21 protein-coding genes are annotated in these 20296 nt (G+C 63.5%); 3 read left to right on the plus strand and 18 right to left on the minus strand.

The features are described from left to right. Nucleotides 1-62: 62 nt before the first annotated feature. From LDN85_RS13495 to LDN85_RS13510, 4 genes are all read right to left on the minus strand, one after another. On the minus strand, nucleotides 63-1073 hold the full coding sequence (locus LDN85_RS13495; RefSeq protein ID WP_223943311.1) for an exonuclease domain-containing protein: 1011 nt from the start codon (nucleotides 1071-1073) through the stop codon (nucleotides 63-65). 97 nt (nucleotides 1074-1170) lie between these two features. Beyond that, nucleotides 1171-1857: a hypothetical protein gene (locus tag LDN85_RS13500; RefSeq protein ID WP_091550187.1), complete on the minus strand. Its 687-nt coding sequence runs from the start codon at nucleotides 1855-1857 to the stop codon at nucleotides 1171-1173. Further along, nucleotides 1854-2786: an ABC transporter ATP-binding protein gene (locus tag LDN85_RS13505; protein ID WP_026540169.1), complete on the minus strand. Its 933-nt coding sequence runs from the start codon at nucleotides 2784-2786 to the stop codon at nucleotides 1854-1856. Before LDN85_RS13505 ends, LDN85_RS13500 begins: the two co-directional genes overlap by 4 nt. Further along, the gene (locus tag LDN85_RS13510) at nucleotides 2783-3184 is read right to left on the minus strand and encodes a GntR family transcriptional regulator (protein WP_223943312.1); all 402 of its coding nucleotides are present in this window, start codon (nucleotides 3182-3184) and stop codon (nucleotides 2783-2785) included. The genes LDN85_RS13505 and LDN85_RS13510 overlap by 4 nt, the downstream gene beginning before the upstream one ends. A gap of 131 nt (nucleotides 3185-3315) precedes the next feature. On the opposite strand from LDN85_RS13510, the gene LDN85_RS13515 reads away from it, so the two are divergent. Next, nucleotides 3316-4074 (plus strand): VTT domain-containing protein, encoded by a 759-nt coding sequence (locus LDN85_RS13515; protein WP_175493349.1) that lies wholly within the window; start codon nucleotides 3316-3318, stop codon nucleotides 4072-4074. A 99-nt stretch (nucleotides 4075-4173) separates the two neighbouring features. Here LDN85_RS13515 and rdgB read toward each other — a convergent pair whose 3' ends face one another. The 6 genes from rdgB to clpS form a co-directional block, all read right to left on the minus strand. Then, the gene (gene rdgB, locus LDN85_RS13520; protein ID WP_026540166.1) at nucleotides 4174-4836 is read right to left on the minus strand and encodes an RdgB/HAM1 family non-canonical purine NTP pyrophosphatase; all 663 of its coding nucleotides are present in this window, start codon (nucleotides 4834-4836) and stop codon (nucleotides 4174-4176) included. Next, complete coding sequence (gene rph, locus LDN85_RS13525) at nucleotides 4833-5591, minus strand: ribonuclease PH (RefSeq protein WP_011775233.1); 759 nt, start codon at nucleotides 5589-5591, stop codon at nucleotides 4833-4835. The genes rdgB and rph overlap by 4 nt, the downstream gene beginning before the upstream one ends. A 99-nt stretch (nucleotides 5592-5690) precedes the next feature. Beyond that, nucleotides 5691-6488, minus strand: a complete 798-nt coding sequence (locus LDN85_RS13530; protein ID WP_026540165.1) for an MBL fold metallo-hydrolase — start codon at nucleotides 6486-6488, stop codon at nucleotides 5691-5693. Beyond that, nucleotides 6485-7555, minus strand: coding sequence for a glutamate racemase (gene murI / locus LDN85_RS13535; protein WP_035760504.1), 1071 nt, complete (start codon nucleotides 7553-7555; stop codon nucleotides 6485-6487). The genes LDN85_RS13530 and murI overlap by 4 nt, the downstream gene beginning before the upstream one ends. 64 nt (nucleotides 7556-7619) lie before the next feature. Continuing rightward, nucleotides 7620-8186: a DUF2017 domain-containing protein gene (locus LDN85_RS13540; RefSeq protein WP_026540163.1), complete on the minus strand. Its 567-nt coding sequence runs from the start codon at nucleotides 8184-8186 to the stop codon at nucleotides 7620-7622. Further along, nucleotides 8179-8541, minus strand: coding sequence for an ATP-dependent Clp protease adapter ClpS (gene clpS, locus LDN85_RS13545; protein ID WP_026540162.1), 363 nt, complete (start codon nucleotides 8539-8541; stop codon nucleotides 8179-8181). Before clpS ends, LDN85_RS13540 begins: the two co-directional genes overlap by 8 nt. Nucleotides 8542-8578: 37 nt before the next feature. On the opposite strand from clpS, the gene LDN85_RS13550 reads away from it, so the two are divergent. Together LDN85_RS13550 and LDN85_RS13555 are read left to right on the plus strand one after the other, a co-directional pair. Then, nucleotides 8579-9907, plus strand: coding sequence for a nicotinate phosphoribosyltransferase (locus tag LDN85_RS13550; RefSeq protein WP_026540161.1), 1329 nt, complete (start codon nucleotides 8579-8581; stop codon nucleotides 9905-9907). Beyond that, a complete protein-coding gene (locus tag LDN85_RS13555; RefSeq protein ID WP_223943313.1) occupies nucleotides 9907-10533 on the plus strand; it encodes an isochorismatase family protein in 627 nt (208 codons plus the stop codon). The genes LDN85_RS13550 and LDN85_RS13555 overlap by 1 nt, the downstream gene beginning before the upstream one ends. 100 nt (nucleotides 10534-10633) lie before the next feature. Here the strand turns inward: LDN85_RS13555 and LDN85_RS13560 are convergent, their stop codons facing one another. From LDN85_RS13560 to LDN85_RS13595, 8 genes are all read right to left on the minus strand, one after another. Further along, on the minus strand, nucleotides 10634-12409 hold the full coding sequence (locus LDN85_RS13560) for a DEAD/DEAH box helicase (protein ID WP_026540159.1): 1776 nt from the start codon (nucleotides 12407-12409) through the stop codon (nucleotides 10634-10636). A gap of 112 nt (nucleotides 12410-12521) precedes the next feature. Next, entirely contained in the window at nucleotides 12522-12860 is a 339-nt protein-coding gene (locus LDN85_RS13565) for a DUF3039 domain-containing protein (RefSeq protein WP_026540158.1), read from the minus strand. 8 nt (nucleotides 12861-12868) lie between these two features. Beyond that, nucleotides 12869-13651: a glucosamine-6-phosphate deaminase gene (gene nagB / locus LDN85_RS13570; RefSeq protein ID WP_026540157.1), complete on the minus strand. Its 783-nt coding sequence runs from the start codon at nucleotides 13649-13651 to the stop codon at nucleotides 12869-12871. A gap of 87 nt (nucleotides 13652-13738) precedes the next feature. After that, nucleotides 13739-15310, minus strand: a complete 1572-nt coding sequence (locus tag LDN85_RS13575; RefSeq protein ID WP_026540156.1) for a hypothetical protein — start codon at nucleotides 15308-15310, stop codon at nucleotides 13739-13741. Next, a complete protein-coding gene (locus LDN85_RS13580) occupies nucleotides 15292-16248 on the minus strand; it encodes an ABC transporter ATP-binding protein (RefSeq protein ID WP_035760501.1) in 957 nt (318 codons plus the stop codon). The genes LDN85_RS13575 and LDN85_RS13580 overlap by 19 nt, the downstream gene beginning before the upstream one ends. Nucleotides 16249-16288: 40 nt before the next feature. Then, a complete protein-coding gene (locus tag LDN85_RS13585) occupies nucleotides 16289-17389 on the minus strand; it encodes an NADH:flavin oxidoreductase/NADH oxidase (RefSeq protein ID WP_223943314.1) in 1101 nt (366 codons plus the stop codon). Further along, nucleotides 17389-18402, minus strand: coding sequence for a tetratricopeptide repeat protein (locus LDN85_RS13590; RefSeq protein ID WP_026546113.1), 1014 nt, complete (start codon nucleotides 18400-18402; stop codon nucleotides 17389-17391). Before LDN85_RS13590 ends, LDN85_RS13585 begins: the two co-directional genes overlap by 1 nt. Nucleotides 18403-18439: 37 nt before the next feature. After that, complete coding sequence (locus tag LDN85_RS13595; protein ID WP_223943315.1) at nucleotides 18440-20200, minus strand: hypothetical protein; 1761 nt, start codon at nucleotides 20198-20200, stop codon at nucleotides 18440-18442. Nucleotides 20201-20296 lie beyond the last annotated feature (96 nt).

A 20296-nucleotide genomic window follows, 5' to 3' on the forward strand; every position in this document is an offset into this window, starting at 1 on the left:
GGGAAGCATTGTTGCGCAGTGTGACCATTGCCGTGTCCATTCCCGCCGTCCGCGGTCAGGGCTTAGCCCCCGCCCACCATCTGCAGGAATTCGCCTTCGGAGACAACCTCGATTTGTTGGCCCTTGGCATGGAGCTCCAGCACCCGCTTGGCTTTGCCCGTGAGTCGACCGGCACGCAGGTCCCCGGCCACAAAACCGTCGCCGACGATCAGCACGGTGGTCCTTGCCGTCACCCTGCTCTCGGGCCGGGCTCCCATCTCCGCGGCACGCACTTTGGCTTCAGGCCGGGTGATGGCAAGATCCCCGGTGAAAACCACAGTCTGTCCGTACAAGGGGTGCCCGGGCTCCGCGCTGGGATTCGGTAAGGGATTGGGGCCTTCCTCGGGCCAGGCCGACCATCCACTGGGACCTCCGGCAGCACGGTCCGGCGCAGCTTCACCAGCGCCTCCCATCCTGGCTGCGAGCGCAGAACGGGTGGCTTTGGAAAGACCTTGGGAGGGATCGAACGCAGGCTGCTGGGGAAGGTTAAGGCCCAAGGAGAGATACAGTTCGGCGATGCTGTTCGCGTTGTTCCGCCGGGCGATGTCCACCAGGATTCCAGCGCAGGCCCGGGCATCCTCCGCCGCATCGTGGTGGTTGACCAGGGGCACCCCGGCTTCTTCCGCGGCGTACGGCAGGGAGTTGGACACCAGGGAGTAGCAGCGCCGGGAAAGCATGACAGTGCAGACATAGTCATAGGCGGGGCCGGCGAGCCCTGATACTTCGAGGCCGGAACGGATGACTCCGAGGTCGAAGGCTGCGTTGTGGGCTGCGAGGACGTCACTGCCGATGAACGCACCGATTTCGGGAAAGAGTTCACCGAACCGTGGACGGCCGGCAACGTCTTCGGCCCTGATCCCGTGGATGCGGGTGTTGTGGAACTCAAAGTGGTCGTGGTTCTCCGGGGGGCGCATCAACCAGGACGCTTCTTCCACCACGACTCCGCCGCGGACTTTGCTCAGGCCCACCGAACACGGCGACCCCCGGAAGCCGTTGGCTGTTTCAAAGTCGATCGCCGTAAAGTCCAATGCCACTGGACAAGGTTACAGCCGGCAAAGGCCGCCCCTGCCGATTTCCGCGGCGGGGCGGCCTCTCCAGGCCAGTATTGTGGCGAACGCTACACGTTGACCTCTATGGGGTGGCTTTGCGAAGGGTTGTGTAGGAGCCGGCAGCCAGGACCACACACAGCAGCGCTGCCCAGCCGCTGATGCTCAGGGGGCTCTGCTGGGCAAACCAGGCCCCAATCGCTCCCCACCATTGAAGCAAGGTGGACAAGGCGGCCACACCAATCAGGAGCAGCCCGGTACCCAGGGTCGAGATTAACGTCCCGGTGGTCCCCCAGCGCTTGAAGACCGTGGCGAACCAAAACCCGATGATGAACATGAACATCATCACCACGAAGAAGAACGCGGCAGTGGAGTACCACGGACCGTCCGTGACCCACGGGATGTTGAAGAAGTAGCCGTAGACACCCCAGCCATTGGTGGCTTTTTCAATGACGCCGCCGAGCATGTAGAGCACCGTCATGCCCACCGCGATGAGCGAGAACAAGCCCAGGGTTCCCAGGTAGAAAGCCTTGCGGCTGATGCTCAGTCCTTGGGAAAACGGGAACACCAGGGTCATGCTCTGGATTCCCAGGACCAGGAAGTACCACAGGGGCGCCTGGCTGCCGCCGCCGTTTTTCCCTTCGGTGACGGGTATGAGCGCAAAGATGGCCAGCGACATGAGGAAGGAAGCCGCCAGGATGGTCAACGGCCACCCGATGTACGTCCACTTGTTGATCAGCTGCATCCGGGCAACTGCCATGGTCCTGCTCATCGTCGTGCCTCCATCGTGTCATCGGCGAAGTCGCCACTCGGCGTCCCTGCAGAGTCGGCGCCGGCCATGGTCTTTCGCACCACCAACTGCTGCAAGGAAACCGGCGACAGTTCAAGCCCCAACTCCCGGGCCTCGGTGCGTTCGCGGTGATCCAACACCTCGTCCACGGTCACCGACGCCAGGGATCCGAGCGTTTCGCGGTGCAGGACCTTCCTGCCGCTGAGGAACGAATCCACCGTTTCGGCAGAGCCGGATACCGTGACGGCCGAACCCCGGATCTCCTCGGCATCGGCGTCCATGATGATCCGGCCCCGGTCAATCACCACTACGTGCTCCAGGAGGTTTGCTACCTCATCGATCAGGTGGGAGGAGAGGATGATGGTTCGCGGGTGCCGGGCGTAGTCCTCAACCAGGCGGTCATAGAACAATTGCCGGGCAACGGCGTCGAGCCCCAGGTACGGCTCATCGAAGAAGGTCAGTTCTGCGCGGGAGGCGAGGCCGATGATGACCCCGACGGCGGATAACTGCCCCCGTGAGAGCTTCTTGATGCGGCGTGTGAGGGGAAGCTGGAAGTCTTCGGCCAGCCGGTCCGCGAAACCCTGGTCCCAGTCCTTGTAGAACAGGGCGGCAGAGCGGAAAGCGTGGCGGGGCTGGAAATCGTCCGGATACTTCTGCGATTCCCGGATGAAGCAGATCCTGGATAACACGGCGTCATTTTCATAGGCGCTGGCGCCAAAGACGAGTGCTTCCCCGGAGGTGGCAAAGGCCTGGGCGGTGAGGATGGACATCAGCGTGGTCTTCCCGGCGCCGTTTCTCCCCAGCAGGCCGTAGATACGGTTCGCGGAGAGGCTGAGGTTGACGTTGTCCAGTGCGTTGAGGTCTTTGTAGTGCTTGATCAGGTGACGGGCCTCGACGATGGTCTCGTTCACAGGGCCGCGCTCCTTTCTTTGTCTGTCCCGGTTTCCGGTACAAGCCCGGAGGTGCGTTCAATCATGGTGTTCAGCTGCTCGGCCGTAATGCCCAGCTTCCGGGCTTCCAAAGCCAGCGGCTTGACGTATTGCTCGACAAATTCTTCGGTGCGGCGCGCTATCAACTGGGCGCGGGCCCCTGTTGCTACGAACATCCCTATCCCCCTGCGCTTGTACAGAATTCCTGAATCCACCAGCAGGTTGACGCCTTTGGCGGCGGTCGCCGGGTTGATCCGATGGAAGGCAGCAAACTCGTTGGTGGAGGGCACCTGCGACTCTTCGGCCATGGTTCCGTCCACGATTCCGTTCTCGATGAGCTCTGCGATCTGAAGGAAGATCGGCTTGCTGTCATCGATCATGAGCACCACCGCCTCTTTGGTTCGTTACTCATGTAACTAACCATACAAGCAGTGAAGCAGGAGTCAAGGCTCGCGCCGGGAAAATCACGACGACGGCCGTCAAGTAGGCTTGTTGGGTGATCTTTTCTGCGATAAACGACCTTGCCGTATCCACCATCGGGGGTGCGGGACCGGTTCAACCCTCCATGGCTTCGTTCCTGCCGGACTGGCTGAACCCTGACGTCTTCCTCCGCGATTCACCGCTGGGACCCTGGGTGATCCTCCTGGTCTGCGCCATCGTTTTCGCAGAAACAGGCCTCCTGGTGGGTTTCTTCCTGCCGGGTGATTCGATGCTGTTCACGGCAGGGCTGCTGGTCTCCACCGGTGCCATCGAATTCAATCTCTTCGCCATGTGCGGCCTGATCATCGTCGCTGCCATCATCGGCAACCAGACTGGCTACCTCATAGGGTCAAAGGCCGGCCCGGCCATCTTCAACAAGCCTGATTCACGGCTTTTCAAGAGGGAAAACGTCGAAAGCGCCCACGCGTTCTTTGAAAAGCACGGTGGCAAGGCCTTGATCCTTGCCCGCTTCGTTCCCATCATCCGGACCTTCGTGCCGGTCATCGTGGGCGTTGCGCAGATGGATAAGCGCAAGTTCTTCCTCTTCAACGTCATCGGCGCTGTCCTTTGGGGCGGCGGAGTGACCCTGCTCGGTGCATGGCTTGGCCAGTTCGAGTGGGTCGGAAACAACATCGACATCATTTTCATTGTGATCGTCCTGATCTCGGTCATCCCGATCTTCATTGAGATTGGACGTGGATTCGTGGCCAAGCGCCGTGCGGCTGCCGGAGGCGGGGACCCCGTGGAGGAGTTCATCGAGGAACACGAGGGCGGCAAGCAGGAGCACTGAGGCTTCACAGCCGCTCCGAGGCACAGGCCGCGCCTGGAGCCCGGAACAGCAAAAAAGGCACCCCGCATCGGCGGGGTGCCTTTTTTGCTGACGCAGAGCTTACTGCGAACCGGGGCCGGACAAAGCCGAGACGATCGCGGGAAGCAGTGCCCGGAACGCCTGGCCGCGATGGCTGATGGCGTTTTTCTCCTCCGGGCTCAGTTCTGCACAGCTGCGGTCCATGCCGGCCGGCTGCAGCACGGGGTCGTAGCCGAAGCCACCCACACCCCGGGGTTCACGCAGGAGCGTCCCTTCGAGCTGGCCGTATTCGACGGTTTCATGGGCGATGCCATCGGAGCCCGGCACAGCCAAAGCGGCAGCACAAACAAACGCAGCTCCACGGAAGTCGTCCGGAACATCAGAGAGCTGGGCCAGCAACAAGTTCAGGTTGGCGGTGTCGTTCCCGTGGGTTCCGGACCAACGCGCCGAGAAGATGCCCGGGGCTCCGCCCAGAACATCGACGGCCAAGCCGGAATCATCGGCAATCGCGACCAGACCCGTAGCCTCCGCGACGGCGCGGGCCTTCAGGAGCGAGTTCTCGGCAAAGGTGACGCCGGTTTCCGCAACGTCCGGGGCACCGGCCGCAGCGGCGTCCACCACCTGGGTATCGACGTCGAGTCCTGGTACCTGGTCCCGCAGCAACTCCCTGAGTTCCCTCAGCTTGCCCTTGTTGTGGGTAGCCAGGACAAGGCGCGGAGCCGCGGTTGCTGCCGTGCCGCTCACGGGGCCTCGGCCAGGGTTTCGCGCTGGATGGCTGACAACTGCGTGGTGCCCAGCAGGGCCAGGTCCAGCAGTGCGTTCAATTCGTCGCGGTCGAAGGGAGCACCTTCAGCGGTGCCCTGGACCTCGACGAACTTTCCGGATCCGGTGACCACAACGTTCATGTCCGTCTCGGCCCGGACGTCCTCCACATAGGGCAGGTCCAGCATGGGCACGCCGTCAATGATTCCCACGGAGACCGCTGCGATGGTGTCCACCAGCGGCTCGGCGTTGCGCGCGATCAGCTTGTTCTCCCGGGCGAAGCGGATGGCTTCAGCCAGCGCGACATAAGCACCCGTGATGGCAGCGGTGCGTGTGCCGCCGTCGGCCTGCAGGACGTCGCAGTCCAGCACGATGGTGTTCTCACCCAACGCCTTGGTGTCGATGATCGAGCGCAGTGAGCGCCCGATCAGGCGTGAGATTTCGTGGGTACGGCCGCCGATCTTGCCCTTCACGGACTCGCGGTCCGATCGGGTGTTCGTAGCCCGGGGCAGCATGGCGTACTCCGCGGTGACCCAGCCGCGGCCTTCGCCCTTAAGCCAGCGCGGCACGCCCTCGGTCAGGGAAGCTGTGCACAGGACCCGGGTGTTGCCGAACTCGATCAGCGCCGAACCTTCGGCCTGCTTGGACCAGCCGCGCGTGATGCTGATGGGGCGCAATTGGTCTGGGGTCCGGCCATCGGCACGGATGACGGGGGTGGCTGTAGCTTCAGAAGTCATGCTCCAAGCTTAGCCAAGCCCGGACACCCCCGGCGCCCGCACTGGCCGGCGCCTTCCAGGCTGGATCGTTCGACTGGATCCTTCTACTGGATCCTTCGACTAGATCGTGTAATGCACTCCTGCGACAGCTACGGCGACGTCGCCGGCGAAGACCGGTTTCGCCTCGGACAGGACCTTGGTTTGTGAAGTCCATACCGGAATGTGGGTCAACAGCAACCTCCTGGCAGCAGCGTTCGTTGCTGCCTCCCCCGCACGCTTGCCGGTGAGGTGGACGTCCTTGACGTCATCGTCCCGGCCTTCCTCGAACGCCGCTTCACACAGGAACAAGTCCGCGCCCTTGGCCGCATCCTCCAGGCCTTGGCAGGAATCGGTGTCCCCGGAGTACGTCAGGACCTTCGTAACCGCCACACCGTCCTTGCCGGGCTCGGTGGCAGTCACACGCAACGCGTAGGCCTCTTCCACCGGGTGGTTTACGGCAAACGGGGTCACCGTAAAGGGGCCCACAGTGACAGGTTGCCGTTCGGCCCAGTGGGTAAAGTCGAATTCCTCGTGCATGCCCGGATCCAAATCCAGGCCATAGGCTGTGGCCATCCGGTCCGCCGTAGCGGCAGGTCCCCAGACCGGGAGCCGGTCCCGCCCCCATCCGCCTGGCTTCCAGCGAACGGCCACGTGGAGTCCGCAGAGGTCCATGCAGTGGTCCGGGTGGAGGTGGGTGAGGAAGATTGCGTCAATGTCTTCCAGATCCGTGTAACGCTGGATGGCACCCAAAGCACCGCTGCCCAGGTCCATGACGATCTTCCATTCGCGCTCACCGTCATGCGCGGTCACCAAATAACACGACGCCGGGGAACCGGGTCCGGGGAATGAGCCCGTGCAGCCCACAATGGTGAGTTTCACAATCCACGCCCCAGGGTGTTGCCCGCGCCGGCGTTGACGGCCGGATCCGGCTGTACAAAGTACGAGCGCCGGGACAGGCCGGTTCCGGAGCGTGCCGCTTCCAACATCTCGGGCGTAATACGGGCCAGGCTGCCGGTGGGGTACTGCGCCGCCACATGGTCCACGTGCTTCACCGAGAGGACCTCCGGTCCCAGGAAACGGCGGGCGAGGGTCTCGAACTGGGCAGCATCTCCAGTGGCAATGAACTCGTGGCTTGGCGTGGTGGGCTCCGTCCGCTGGATGCCATGGTTGGCCAAGGCGCGGTACACGTCTTTGGCTGTTTCCTCGGCACTGGAAACCAGCGTGACGTCCTCGCCCATGACGAAGGAGATGACGCCGGTCAGCAACGGGTAGTGGGTGCATCCGAGGACCACTGTGTCCACTCCGGCTTCCTTGAGCGGCTCCAGGTATTCGTTGGCTGCAGCGAGAAGGTCAGGTCCGGTGGTGATGCCAGCCTCCACGAAGTTCACGAAGGCCGGGCAGGCCACTGAGGTGATGGTGAGGTCAGGAGCAGCAGCGAAAGTATCTTCGTAGGCACGGGACCCAACAGTGGCTGAGGTTCCGATGACGCCGATCCTGCCTGAACGCGTAGCCGCGACAGCCCGCCGCACGGCCGGCTGGATGACCTCGATGACCGGAATGCCATAGCGGGCCGTATACCTTTCCCGCGCATCCCGGAGCACGGCGGCGGAGGCGGAGTTGCAGGCAATGGTCAGCAACTTCACGCCCGAATCCACCAGCTCATCCATCACGCCCAAAGCATTGGCCCGCACCTCGGCGATGGGAAGGGGACCGTAAGGGCCGTTGGCAGTGTCACCTACGTAGAGGATTGACTCGTTGGGAAGCTGGTCGATGATGGAGCGCGCAACGGTCAACCCGCCGACTCCGGAGTCGAAAATGCCGATCGGGCGCGTGCCGACAAGTTCCCCCGTGCTGATGGGGGCGTCAGAGCCCAGGGCGCCGCTTGGTGAACCCGATGCTGAAGTCATAATTATTCGAGAATAAGGCTTCCCTTGGTGTGCGGCCATTACCTGTGGTCTCCGCCTCGTGTCTGATGTGTCACACGGCAGGAGCAGCACTTGGCCGTCCGGATCAGGATTTCCCCTGCCTTGCCGCCATCATGGCCTGTACCAGGGACTCCTGCAGCCAGGTAGTGAAGTTGTAGACCAGGGCCAGGTAACTTTCCACGTCTTCGGCCTGGCTCCAGTCCTGCATGCTGTGGATGTGTTCGGCGTCAGCTTCATCGCGGATGTCCAGGCGTTCGGCGAGGACCAGGCGGACGTCGTTCAGGGCCATGGACCACCGCGTGGCGTCCTCTGGAGTCAGGACCAGGTCGTCTTTGTCCAGCCCCATGGCCGCGGCCCTCAGGGCTCCGATCTTGTTTTCCCGCACCGAGCGTTCGGTGAGCTGCCGGAACTCCAGCGAGCCGCCGTCGTCGTCCTTCATGACGTTGGGCAGCAGCCGCAGCAGCGCACGGTCGCTGGGCTGCTTGACGTCCATGTCCAGGCCGATGAGGGCCGCCAGGGGGTCCTCGTTCTCCTTGACGTCCTGCTCCAACATGGAAATGACGTCGTCCAGCAATCCGCGCAAGAGGTCCCGTTCAGCGGGTTCGAGGTATCCCGTGATGCCCTTGAGTCCGTACTTGAATGCCTTAGCCACGCTGGCGGCCGCCCTTTCCGGGTGTTTCGTTTCCGCTCGCGGCCTTCTCCACGGTGGCCCACAAGCCAAAACCGTGCATGGCTACCGCGTGCTGCTCCACTTGTTCCTTGCTTCCGTGGGCCACGATGGAGCGGCCCTTTTTGTGGACCTCCATCATCAGCTTGTGGGCTTTGGACTCGGAATAGCCGAAGTAACTCTGGAAGACAAAGCTCACGTAGCTCATCAGATTCACCGGATCATTCCAGATCACAAGGTTCCACGGGATATCAGGGGCGGTCAGGACATCGGTGGCGGACTGCTCTGCAGCTTTGGTCCGCTCATCGATGTCCGTGCCATACGCAACGCTGGGGCTCATCTGTCCATTCTATGGCGGCTCGCACTAGAGTGAATTCGTGAGTAGAGCCACGTCCTGGGACCACCCCGCAACTTCCTTGTACACCGACCATTACGAACTGACCATGCTTCAGGCCGCCTTGCATTCGGGCGCCGCGCATCGTCGTTCGGTCTTCGAAGCCTTCGCCCGGCGGCTGCCGGACGGCCGGCGCTACGGCGTGGTGGGCGGCACGGGGCGCCTGCTGGAGGGCATAGCCGACTTCCGCTTCGGCGACGCCGAGCTCGCATTCCTCCAGCAGAACAAAGTGGTCAACCAGGAAACACTGGACTATCTGGCAGACTACAAGTTCAGCGGCGACATCTGGGGCTACGCCGAGGGCGACGCCTATTTCCCCAACTCCCCCATCCTGATCGTCGAATCCACCTTCGCAGAAGCCTGCATCCTGGAGACCTACATCCTGTCCGTCCTCAACCACGACAGTGCCATTGCCTCCGCCGCTTCACGCATGACCTCCGCAGCGGGCACCCGCCCCTGCATCGAGATGGGCTCCCGTCGGACCCAGGAAGAATCGGCGACGGCGGCAGCGCGCGCCGCCGTGATCGCCGGCTTCGCCAGCACCTCCAACCTGGAGGCCGGACGCCGCTACGGCATCAAGACGGTCGGCACGGCAGCCCACTCCTTCACCTTGCTCCATGACACCGAGCGGGAAGCCTTCGAAGCGCAGATCGCGACCTTCGGACCCGGGACCTCGCTGCTGGTGGACACCTACGACGTCGAGACCGCGGTGCGCACTGCCGTGGAACTGGCCGGCGACAAGCTCGGTGCAGTCCGCCTGGATTCCGGGGACCTGATTGCCCAGGCACAGTGGGTCCGGCAATTGCTGGATGACCTGGGCAACGTCAACACAAGGATCGTGGTGACCTCGGACCTTGACGAATTCGCCATCGCTGCCCTCCAGTCGGCCCCGGTGGACTCCTACGGCGTGGGCACGTCCCTGGTGACCGGTTCCGGTGCTCCCACGGCCAGCATGGTCTACAAACTGGTGAGCCGTACCAACGATTCCGGCGAGTTCATTTCAGTGGCCAAGGCCGCAAAGAACAAAGCCAGCGTGGGTGGACGGAAGTACGCCCTGCGCAAACTCAATGACCGCGGCCGCGCCACCCAAGAGGTGGTGGGCATCGGCCATCGGCCCCAGGACGACGGCAACGACCGCGTACTTCTGCACCAATTCGTCAAGAACGGCGAGGTCCTCCCGGGATGGACCGGGCCCGAAGGCGTGATCCGCGCCAAGGAGAGGCACACGGCCACCATGGCCGAGCTGCCCGCCGTCGTCAACCGCCTCCAGCGCGGCGAGGCCGCCATTCCCACTGTCTACGAGGAGAACTGATGTCCCGTGCCCTGATCATCGTTGATGTCCAGAACGACTTCTGCGAGGGCGGTACCCTCGCCGTTGAAGGCGGCGCAGCAATCGCCGGAGCCATCACCGAGTATGTTGATGCCAACCAGCAGCACTTCGACCACATCGTTGCCACGCAGGACTGGCACATCGAACCGGGCGGACACTTCTCGGATGACCCCGACATGGTGGATTCCTGGCCTCCGCACTGCCGCGCGCGGACAAAGGGCGCGGAACTGCACGAAGACCTCGACCCCGAGTACATCCAGGCCTATTTCCGCAAGGGACAATACACCGCGGCCTACTCCGGCTTTGAAGGGGTCCTCGCGCCCGAAGATGACGTCCCTACCGGAGACCTGAAGGCCGGTGCAACCGTAGCCGAGGTCCTCGAGGAGGATGCGATCGGGCTCGATGACTGGCTGCAAAGCCACGACGTCGAGGACGTTGTGGTGGTGGGTCTGGCCACCGACTACTGCGTGAAGTCAACGGCACTTGATGCCGTTCAGGCCGGCTACAACACCACCGTCATCGCGGGCCTTACGGCCGGAATCGCCGAAGACCTCACCGATGCGCTGGACGAGATGGAAGCAGCCGGCGTCGACGTCGAACGCGACTGAGCTGCCGCTTTCTGAACAGACACGGAAGGCCCGCAGCAGATACGCCGAAGGGCGCCGCAACCGCGGCGCCCTTTGGCGTATCTGAGGGATGACGGTTCCGCTACTTCCTGCCGATGAACCAATCCTGGAGCTTGCGCAAACGGGCCTGCAATTGCTCCTCGTTGGCTTGGGCGACCGCCGGACCGCCACACACTTCACGAAGTTTGGTGTGGACAACCCCATGCGGGGTACCGGTTCGGGCAGCCCAGGCGGCGACGTTCTTGGCCAGCTCGTTTCGCAGATCCATGAGCATCCGGTGGTCAGGCACAGCGGGAGAGGCAGCAGCGGCCAGCGGCGACTGACGCTTCTTCCGCGACTGTTGATCGTGCTGGCGCTGACGCAGCAGCGTCCCTACCTGCTCGGCGTCCAGGAGCCCGGGAATGCCAAGGAAGTCCAGCTCGTCATCGGAACCGATGTCCGCACCGGTGCCGAATTCGCCGCCGTCAAAAAGGACGCGGTCAAAAGAGGCCTGGGAGTCCAGCGCTTCAAACTTGCCCTTGGTCAGTTCATCCGATGCCTTGTCCTCGCGGTTGGCCTCGGCCATGAGGTTCTCTTCGGGATTGAAGAGACCATCCTCGTCCTTCTCCGGACGGTCCAGGGCGTGGTCACGCTCGGCCTCCATGGTGTTGGCGAGGATCATCAGCGGCGGCACCGACGGAAGGAAGACCGACGCAGTTTCGCCCCTCTTGCGGGCACGCACAAAACGACCCACAGCCTGGGCGAAGAACAGTGGAGTGGAGGTTGAGGTTGCGTACACACCGACAGAAAGACGCGGGACGTCAACTCCTTCGGACACCATGCGGACGGCAACCATCCAGCGCTGGTCCCCAGCGGAGAACTCCTCGATCTTGCTCGAGGCCTTGGAGTCGTCCGAGAGGATCACCGTGGGCGACTGGCCTGTGATCTTCTTGAGCTGGCCCGCATAGGCGCGGGCGTCGTCGTGGTCCGTGGCAATAACCAGGCCACCGGCGTCGGGCACTGTCCGCCTGACCTCGCCCAGGCGCTTGTCCGCCGCGGCGAGAACGGCGGGGATCCATTCCCCGGTGGGGTTCAACGCAGTACGCCACGCCTGGGAGGTGATGTCCTTGGTGACAGCTGCTTCACCCAGTGAAGCAGCCATCTCGTCGCCTGCACTGGTGCGCCACCGCATCTGGCCCGAATAGGCCATGAAGAGCACGGGACGGACCACGTGATCCCTCAGCGCATTGCCGTAACCATAGGTGTAATCGGCCTTTGAACGCCTGATGCCGTCGCGGTCCTCGGCGTATTCGACGAAGGGAATGGGCGAAGTATCCGAACGGAACGGCGTACCGGTCAGCGACAGGCGCCGCGCGGCAGGATCAAAGGCCTCACGCAGGCCATCACCCCAGGAGAGCGCTTCACCGCCGTGGTGGATTTCATCCAAAATCACCAAGGTACGCGCCGCTTCGGTCTTTGCGCGGTGCAACATGGGCTTGCTCGCCACCTGCGCGTAAGTCACTGCGACGCCAACAAAACCACGGCCATGCTGGCCATCGGAGTTCTTGAAGTTGGGGTCGATGGCGATCCCGACTTTGGCTGCGGCGTCAGCCCACTGACGCTTCAAGTGATCGGTAGGGGCAACGATGGTAATCCTGTTGACCACACCGCTGTCCAGCAAGGTGGTGGCAATCCGCAACGCAAAAGTAGTCTTACCGGCACCAGGGGTAGCCACGGCAAGGAAGTCTTTGGGGTTGCGGGTCATGTAGAGGTCCAGCGCCTCCTGCTGCCAGGCGCGGAGCTTGGGCGCAGTGCCCCAGGCGGCCCGTTCCGGGTACGCCGGAGGCAGGGATGGGCCGCCGAAAAGTGTTTCTGTCATGCTGGCTCCCCCGGCCTGATGGCAGCGCCCATGGCCTCCAACCCGGCTAAGAAGCCGGGTTGGAGGAGGCAACTGTGACGATCAGAAGGGACCTGTGTTCTCTTCCCACCCACTACTTGGAGTTGCCCGGGCCGCCGTTGTTTCCACCGTCGTTGCCGGGGCGGAGGCCTTCGTAAATCTCCTTGCACTCCGGGCAGACCGGGAACTTCTGGGGATCACGTCCGGGTGTCCAGACCTTACCGCACAAGGCAATGACCGGTTCGCCGGTCAAAGCCGACTCCATGATCTTTTCCTTGCGGACGTAGTGGGAAAAACGCTCGCGGTCGCCGGGTTCCACTTCCTGGCGCGTTTCTTCGCGCTCAATGGTGGCAGTGGACGTTCCGGCTCCGGAAAGCTCGCGCATGGGGTCGTTTTCGAATGGATCCGGAGGAAGCGTAGTCATGCCAAACATCTTACCGTCTAGATGCCCTGCCACTCCGGCTTGTTGTCGAACGTGTGGCGATAGTAATCGGCCAATTTCAGCGATGACGCGGCTGCCTCATCCACCAAAATTGTTGCGTGCGGGTGCATCTGGAGGATCGATGCAGCGCAGATCGCCGCCACGGGGCCTTCGACGAAATCGCGGACAGCCTGCGCCTTTTGGGCACCCGTCGCCACCAGCACCACATGCCGGGCATCCATGATCGTCCCCAGTCCCTGCGTCACCACATGGTGGGGAACGTCATCGATGCTGTCGAAGAAGCGGGCGTTGTCCTTGCGGGTCTGCTCGATCAGTGTCTTGATCCGCGTCCGCGACGCCAGGGAGGATCCTGGCTCGTTGAAGCCGATGTGCCCGTCAGTGCCCACGCCCAGGATCTGGAGGTCCACGCCGCCGACGGCCTTGATGGCATCCTCATAATCCTGGCAGGCTGCTTCCAGGTCCTCGGCAGCACCGTCCGGCCCGTGGACGTTCTCCGGCTTGATGTTCACCCGGTTGGTGAATTCGCGCCGGATCACCTCGCGGTAGGACTCGGGGTGCCCGGCCTCCAAGCCCACATATTCATCGAGCGCGAAACCATGGGCCTGGCTGAAGTCCAGTCCCCCGGCATCGTAGCGGCGCGCCAGTTCGTCATAGACGGGCAGCGGCGAGGACCCCGTGGCAAGGCCCAGAACAGCATTGGGCTTGCGGCGGACCAACGCTTCAATGGCATCGGCTGCAAGCGCACCGATCTGCTTGGTGCCAGGGAGAATGACAACTTCCATCGTCACGGCCTTTCTTGGTAAGGGTCTTCGAGCTATCTGACAGAGACGTTATCCCATGTCCCACCTATGGGCATGGTTATTACGCGGCTAACGGTTCACACTGAGCTGGGCGAACATCTCCGGACCCCGTGCATCCAGCCATTTTCCACCCAGGCGGACACCCACGACGAACAGTACGATGCCCAGGACCGGGCCCGCCACCAGGTTGATCCAACCAGCCTCCGGCCCACCGGTGAAAGCCTGGACTGCAACGAGCGCAAGCTCCGGAACCAGCAGGAGCGCCAGGACACCCATGCCCACCGCTTGGACGGCCAGGGTCTGGGCCACGTTTCCCGGCGGCTTTTTGAACGGGCTGTCTCCCGGCAAGGGGACGGCAATGTTGTAACGGGCCGAAATCACCGAAGACAGACCCAGGCCCGTGAAGAGGGTTCCGAGGGACAGGCCCATGAGGTTCGGCAGCCACTGCCAATCCCCCGTCACAAAGAGGGGCCCCACCGTGAAAATCAGCACTATCGGAAGGGATATGGCCAGACAGGCCAAAGCCCGCCCTAGCCTGTCATCGACTCCCCGGACACCGGCCGCCAGGTGGAGCGCAAATGCCGTGTTGTCGTAGGAGACATCGGCGCAAATGGACCATGCCATGACGAAAGCAGTCAGCGGCCCAAGAATCATGAGCAAACCGTAGCTGCCGCTCTGCGAGCCGCTGAAGAAGAAGAGGATGGGGAACATCGGGACAATCACCAGTGACGCCGCGTACCTCGGATCCTTCAACCAGTAGATCAGGGCCCTGGCAGCAACGGCCCCGGACGGAGTGCCGGGGAGCAGGCCGAACAGGCCCAGCTTTCCGCCCTTCCTGGCCGTTCCTCCGGAGTATGCGGGCGTCACCAGCGCGCGCTTGAGGAGCACATGCCAGCACAGCAGGAGCCCCGCAATGGTCGCCGCCGCAATCAGGAACTTCAGTCCCGCCGCACCCGCATTGCCCGCCTCGAGGTCCCCGCCAAGGGACCAGGCCGCACCGAGCGGAGTCCAGGACACCGTTCGGGCCAGCACCGGAAGGTAGTCGGCGCTGCCGCGAACACCTTCCACCACGCCCATCATGATCGGACCCAGCAGGACCAAGGGAATGAAGACAATGATGCTGCTGACATCCTTGAAACGCCGGGAGGCCGCCAGGCCGGCTGTCGCCGTCGTGACCACCTTGGACAAAACAATGCACGTCAGGGCACCCAGGACGGCGCCCAGCAATGCTCCGGAAACGGCCGGCACACTGCGCCACCACGTTCCCACCGTTCCCAGCGCGGCAATCAAAGTGGCCAGGCCGGGAATTCCGATGAAACCGGCCAATGCGAGGCCCGTCAGCAGTTGCTTGGAAGGAATTGCGAAGGTTGTGAACCGCGCAGGATCCAAAGTCATGTCTGCCGCCGAAGCTACGAGCGGGATGATGGCCCACCCCAGGACTGTGGCCGCTCCACCCAATACCACTACGGTGTGCGCGATCTCAGGATCGGCCCACCGCAGTGCTATGAGGCCTCCAACCAGGAGGACCAACAATCCCAACGCGTAAAGAAGCCCCAGGGCCATGCCCACCAGCTGCCACGGACTGCGCTTGAACCCATTCAGGAGCAGGCGCCATTTCAGGCTTAGAAGGTGCGCAACCATTCCAGGCCCTCCGTTCGGTGTCCGCCGCCCACCAACTGGACGAAACGTTCCTCCAGCGTGGAGCCGTCGCGGACTTCGTCCACGGATCCCGCAGCCAGGACCCGCCCACCGGCCACCACTGCTACGTGGCTGCACATGCGCTGCACGAGGTCCATCACATGGCTGGAAACAATGACCGTGCCTCCGGAAGAGACGTAACCCTCCAGGATGCCGCGGATATTGGCGGCCGAGACAGGGTCCACCGATTCGAAAGGCTCATCAAGGACCAGGAGCCGCGGTGCGTGGATGAGTGCGGAGGCCAGTGCGATCTTCTTCGTCATACCGGCGGAGTAGTCCACCACCAGGGAGCCCGCGTCCGCTTCAAGGTCGAGGGCAGCCAGCAACTCAGGAACACGTGCTCCTACGACCTCGCGGTCCATGCCGCGAAGGAGACCGGAGTACGTCACCAGTTGCTCGCCGGTGAGCCTGTCGAAAAGGCGTACACCGTCAGGCAGTACACCCATGAGCTTCTTGGCTTCCAACGGGCGGGCCCATACGTCGACGCCGTGGATCAAGGCTGTGCCGAAGTCCGGCCTGAGCAGCCCGGTTGCCATCGACAACGTGGTGGTCTTTCCTGCACCGTTGGGGCCGACCATCCCATAGAAGGATCCGGCCGGCACTTCCAGGCTGACTCCATCGACGGCGATCTTCTCCCCGAAGCGCTTGGCCAGGCCCCGGATGGACAATGCGGACAACGGCGCCGGCGCTCCCGATGCTGCAGGGGCATTCAGTGCTGCGGAGTCTTGCTGTGCTACAGGGTCATTCAGTGACGCGGGTTCAGTCAGTGATGCAGTTTCTTGCTGTGCTGCAGTTTCCCGCTGTGCTGCAGGATCATGTGCCGGCGCGGCATACTGCGGCGGCGCGGATGTGGGCGTGGGTTCATGGCGTGGTTCCGTCATGTGACCAGCCTAACCTCGCGCAGCAGGGCCGGTGGCGGTTCTAGAAGCCGTGGCGGGGGACGGCCCGCTGGTACTGCGGAACCCAAGCGATGTCATGGCCCAGCTCGTAGGCAGCCCTCAACCACCAATGGGGATCGCGCAGGGCCGCGCGGGCCATGAAGACGGCGTCCGCCCTGCCGTTGGCAACAATGTCCTCAACTTGGGCAGCACTGGTCAGGAGCCCCACCGCAGCTGTGGGGACACCGGCGTCGCGCCTGATCTGTTCGGCAAACCCGGCCTGGTAGCCGGGCACAGCCCTGATCTTCTGGTGGGCCACGGCGCCACCGGACGAGACGTCCACGAGGTCGACGCCCCGCGCTGCTGCCGCTTGGGCCAGCCGCGCTGACGCCGCAGGGTCCACTCCCCCGTCCGCCCAGTCGGTAGCGGAGATTCTCAACAGCAACGGCATGGAGTCGGGAATGGTATTGCGGACTGCATCCACCACGGCGAGCATCAGCCTGTTCCGGCCGTCCTCGCTCCCGCCCCACCTGTCCGTGCGGGTATTGATGAGGGGGCTTTGGAACTGGTGCAACAGGTATCCGTGGGCCCCGTGGATCTCCACCGTGTCAAAGCCGGCAGAAACGGCCCGCGCGGCCGCGGCAGCAAAGTCCTCCACCACGCCAAGGATGTCTTCCTCGCTCATGGTTTCGGGCGCCGCATAGCCATCGAAGGGTTGCGGGGCGGGTCCAACGGTGGCCCACCCGCCGTCGGAAGGCGCTACGGAACCGGACTTGTCAGCGAACGGCCAGTACGTTGATCCTTTGCGGCCCGCATGGGCCAACTGGGCCCCGATCCTGCAGTCCACGGCCCCATGCCGATGGACAAAATCGATAATCCGTTCCCATCCCGCAGCCTGTTCATCCGAATACAGTCCCGCGTCCAACGGGCTGATCCTGCCCACGGCGTTCACCGCTGCGGCCTCGCTCATGATCAAAGCGGCACCCCCGGCGGCGAAAGAACCCAGGTGCATCAGATGCCAGTCGTTGGGTACGCCCTCACCGGTTTCCGGATGGCAGCTGTACTGGCACATGGGTGAAACCCACCCACGGTGCGCAATGGAGAGCGAACGAAGCTGCAGCGGGGAGAACAGCGCGGACGGCACTAGAAGAGAACCCTCGCCAGTCCCTGACGGGCTTTGGCCACCCTTTGGTCGGTGGTGCCGACTACCTCGAAGAGCTCAAGGAGCCGGACGCGGGCCGTCTCGCGTTCCGGGCCGAAATTCCTGCCGATGAACGTAATGATCCGGCTGAACGCATCCTCGATGTGCCCACCCGAAACATCAAGGTCAGCTACGGCAAGCTGGGCATCAATGTTGTCCGGTTCCCGGGCGGCAAGATCGCGCAGGGCCTCGGCATCGGGAGCGGAGAGGCTTTCCAAACGGGCCATCAGTTCAACCTGTGCCAGACCGGCTTTGGCGTCGGCGTCGGCCGGCTGTTCCAAAAGGGCTTGCTTGTAAGAGGCTGCCGCCGCGGCATAGTCACCGGCCTCGATCGCGTCGATCGCTGCCTGGTGCAGGGGCGGGAGAGGCTCAGGCTCAGCCTCTTCGCCCTGATCTCCGGGGTCCCCGATGCTTCCGGTAACCCCATTGGCCGCAGCCACCTTGAGGAGTTCCTCCACGAGGTCCTTGATCTGGGCGTCGTCGGCAGGACCTTGGAACAGGGGAACGGGCTGGCCCTTCACCACTGCTACGGCGGTGGGAACCGCTTGGACCTGGAAGGCCTGGGCCAGTTGGGGAAAGGCGTCGACGTCGGCCGCGGCAAGTACCAGCCGGCCGGCGTAACTTTCCACCACGCGCTGGGCTGCGTCAAGGACTGCAGGCGATTCCGGCGCATAGCGGGACCACAGGAGGAAGAGGATAGGAATCTGGGCTGACAACTGCACCAGGTCCTGGAAGTTTGTTTCTGTGGCATCCACCCTCAGGGGTGCCTTGCCGGCACCGCCGCCGGTGTCATCACCGTTGGGGGCGCCTGCGTCGGGCGAACCGGCGTCGACTGGGCCGGAGGCCGGTGGCGCGGGAGGCGCGGCCGGGCGGCGCAGTGACGAGAGGTCTACGGCGCCGCGAAGGTTGAGCTGGCTGGCAGCGGCTGGAGTGGGTCGGTATCCGGGCGAACTCATACCATCCACTCTAGCCGCTGCCCTGCAGCGCAATTGCCTACTTGAAGCTGGCCCCGACCAGGCCGCGGGTGGCCGCCACGAGCTTCATGGGATCAGCGGATCCTGCCGGCGGAATGTACACCGCTACGGACTCGGCGAAGTTCAGCACCATACCCGTGGTGGTTTCCTTTCCGCCTGCAAAGACGGCGGAATCGTCCTCAAGCAGGAGCTTGTCCCCAGCCGCCTTGGGCGTGCCTTCGAAAGCGAAGTCAAGGCGTCCCACCACCAATGCACCGCCGTCAGCAGTGCGCAGCACCACGGTCTGGTTGGTCACCGGGGTGTGGGTGAACTTGAAGTTGGCGCTGGTCCCGTTCTTCACGGTGTCTGCCTGGTAAGCCAAAGCACCGGCGATGTACGGGGAGGCCTGGCCGTCAGCAAGCTTGCTGCGGTTCGGGGAGTCAGGCGTGGTCAGCATTTCAGCCAGAATGCCCAAAGCCTCGTTGCCGCTGTACGCCAAACCGGTGTTGTCGCCGGCAGGTACTGGTTCAGTTCCTTCGCGGGGAACAGGGAACGACGGGAAGTTGGTGCCCGGCTGCAACGGAGCGCTGCCCCACAGCTTGTAGTTTTCGCGCGGCGAGAGCTGGACCAGTGTCAGGACCTGCGGCACAACGTTGCCTTCGCCCTGGGTCAGGGCAAAGACCGTGCGGGGCCACTCGCGCTTGGTGCTGATGACGCTGCTCTGGAGTTTTGTGGCCCGCACGGGCATCCGTGCTTCGTAAGCCGATACCGCGGTGCGGATCTTGTAGTTCTGCGTGCGGATCTGCAGTTCCATCTTGTCCACGCGGGGAGCCAGCTTGGCTGCGTCCTTCGCTGCGTCAGCAGCATCCACTGTGCTTGCGACCTGTTCGAGGATCCGTTGCAGCTGGGATTCCAGGAGGACTGGAGTGCCGCCGTCGCCTTCGGCAGGAGCTGCTGCGGAAGAAGTGGAGGTGGCCTCCGGGGTGGTGGTGGCTTGGGCCGCGACAGCCGTGCCGCCTACCATGACCGCTGCCAGCGCAGCAGCGATGGCGGTAACCCGGAGTGCAGGACCTTCGGTTTCCGGGCCACGGCGGCGGTTTGCCTCACTTGAGCCGGACTGGACGGGAAGCGTGGTGGTGGCTTCCCCGTCATCGTGCGGCTCGTCGTCCTGGCCGTCCTTGCGGCGGTTGGACAGGGCCTTGGCTATGAACGGCAGGGCAGCGCCCACCAGGATGATGATGATGCCCAGAACAATCAGCGGCACGGCCCAAGGGGTGGTGGCGTTGTTCGGGAAAGTCATGGAAATAGACGACGGCGCGGGCTGGGTTCCGTCTGCAGCTACCAGCAGGGACCACTCGCCATCGGCAGGCGGGTTCCAGGTGTAGTCCAGCTCGCCACTGGCGTCTTCGGTGCTGACCCACAGATCCGATCCGGCCGGGGAAGGTGCCGTTGCTTCACCGTCCACCGAGGTTGCCTCAAGTGACTTCTGGTCTGCCGACACGCCCGTCACGGTGGTGTGGGCGGTCTTGCCAACCCAGGCATCGACGTCGTCGGGGCGTCCGGTGGCGACCATGAAGTTGCCTTCGCCCTGGATCTTGATCTTCACTGGCCCGTCATGGAGGGCGATCAACTTTTGGTCGATCACCGTCAGCGGGGCAGCTTTGGTATCACTGGGAACCGAGGCGGTTACGGTCTCGGAGGGGGCCCAGAAAGTCAGCTGGCCAATGCCGGCCAGCATCGTCAGCAGGCCCAGCAGCACCAGCAAGGCTGCAGTCTTCAAACGCACAGGATCACCTATCATCAGCGGTCGTTGAACTTCAAGGGTAACCGTTTTGTTATCAGAGAGTCAGATCGGGGTGATCGGGGCAACATCCCCAAAAGCCCGCCACCGCGCCGC

It is taken from the genome of Arthrobacter sp. StoSoilB20 (genome assembly GCF_019977295.1).
Classification (GTDB): domain Bacteria; phylum Actinomycetota; class Actinomycetes; order Actinomycetales; family Micrococcaceae; genus Arthrobacter; species Arthrobacter nicotinovorans_A.

Bases quoted from the DNA above. Each gene is read 5' to 3' on its own strand.
- LDN85_RS13500 (WP_091550187.1), bottom strand. From the start codon at position 1,857: ATGAGCAGGACCATGGCAGTTGCCCGGATGCAGCTGATCAACAAGTGG.
- LDN85_RS13510 (WP_223943312.1), bottom strand. From the start codon at position 3,184: ATGATCGATGACAGCAAGCCGATCTTCCTTCAGATCGCAGAGCTCATC.
- rph (WP_011775233.1), bottom strand. From the start codon at position 5,591: ATGACTTCTGAAGCTACAGCCACCCCCGTCATCCGTGCCGATGGCCGG.
- murI (WP_035760504.1), bottom strand. From the start codon at position 7,555: ATGGCCGCACACCAAGGGAAGCCTTATTCTCGAATAATTATGACTTCA.
- clpS (WP_026540162.1), bottom strand. From the start codon at position 8,541: ATGAGCCCCAGCGTTGCGTATGGCACGGACATCGATGAGCGGACCAAA.
- LDN85_RS13555 (WP_223943313.1), top strand. From the start codon at position 9,907: ATGTCCCGTGCCCTGATCATCGTTGATGTCCAGAACGACTTCTGCGAG.
- LDN85_RS13560 (WP_026540159.1), bottom strand. From the start codon at position 12,409: ATGACAGAAACACTTTTCGGCGGCCCATCCCTGCCTCCGGCGTACCCG.
- LDN85_RS13565 (WP_026540158.1), bottom strand. From the start codon at position 12,860: ATGTTTGGCATGACTACGCTTCCTCCGGATCCATTCGAAAACGACCCC.
- nagB (WP_026540157.1), bottom strand. From the start codon at position 13,651: ATGGAAGTTGTCATTCTCCCTGGCACCAAGCAGATCGGTGCGCTTGCA.
- LDN85_RS13575 (WP_026540156.1), bottom strand. From the start codon at position 15,310: ATGGTTGCGCACCTTCTAAGCCTGAAATGGCGCCTGCTCCTGAATGGG.
- LDN85_RS13580 (WP_035760501.1), bottom strand. From the start codon at position 16,248: ATGACGGAACCACGCCATGAACCCACGCCCACATCCGCGCCGCCGCAG.
- LDN85_RS13590 (WP_026546113.1), bottom strand. From the start codon at position 18,402: ATGAGTTCGCCCGGATACCGACCCACTCCAGCCGCTGCCAGCCAGCTC.
- LDN85_RS13595 (WP_223943315.1), bottom strand. From the start codon at position 20,200: ATGATAGGTGATCCTGTGCGTTTGAAGACTGCAGCCTTGCTGGTGCTG.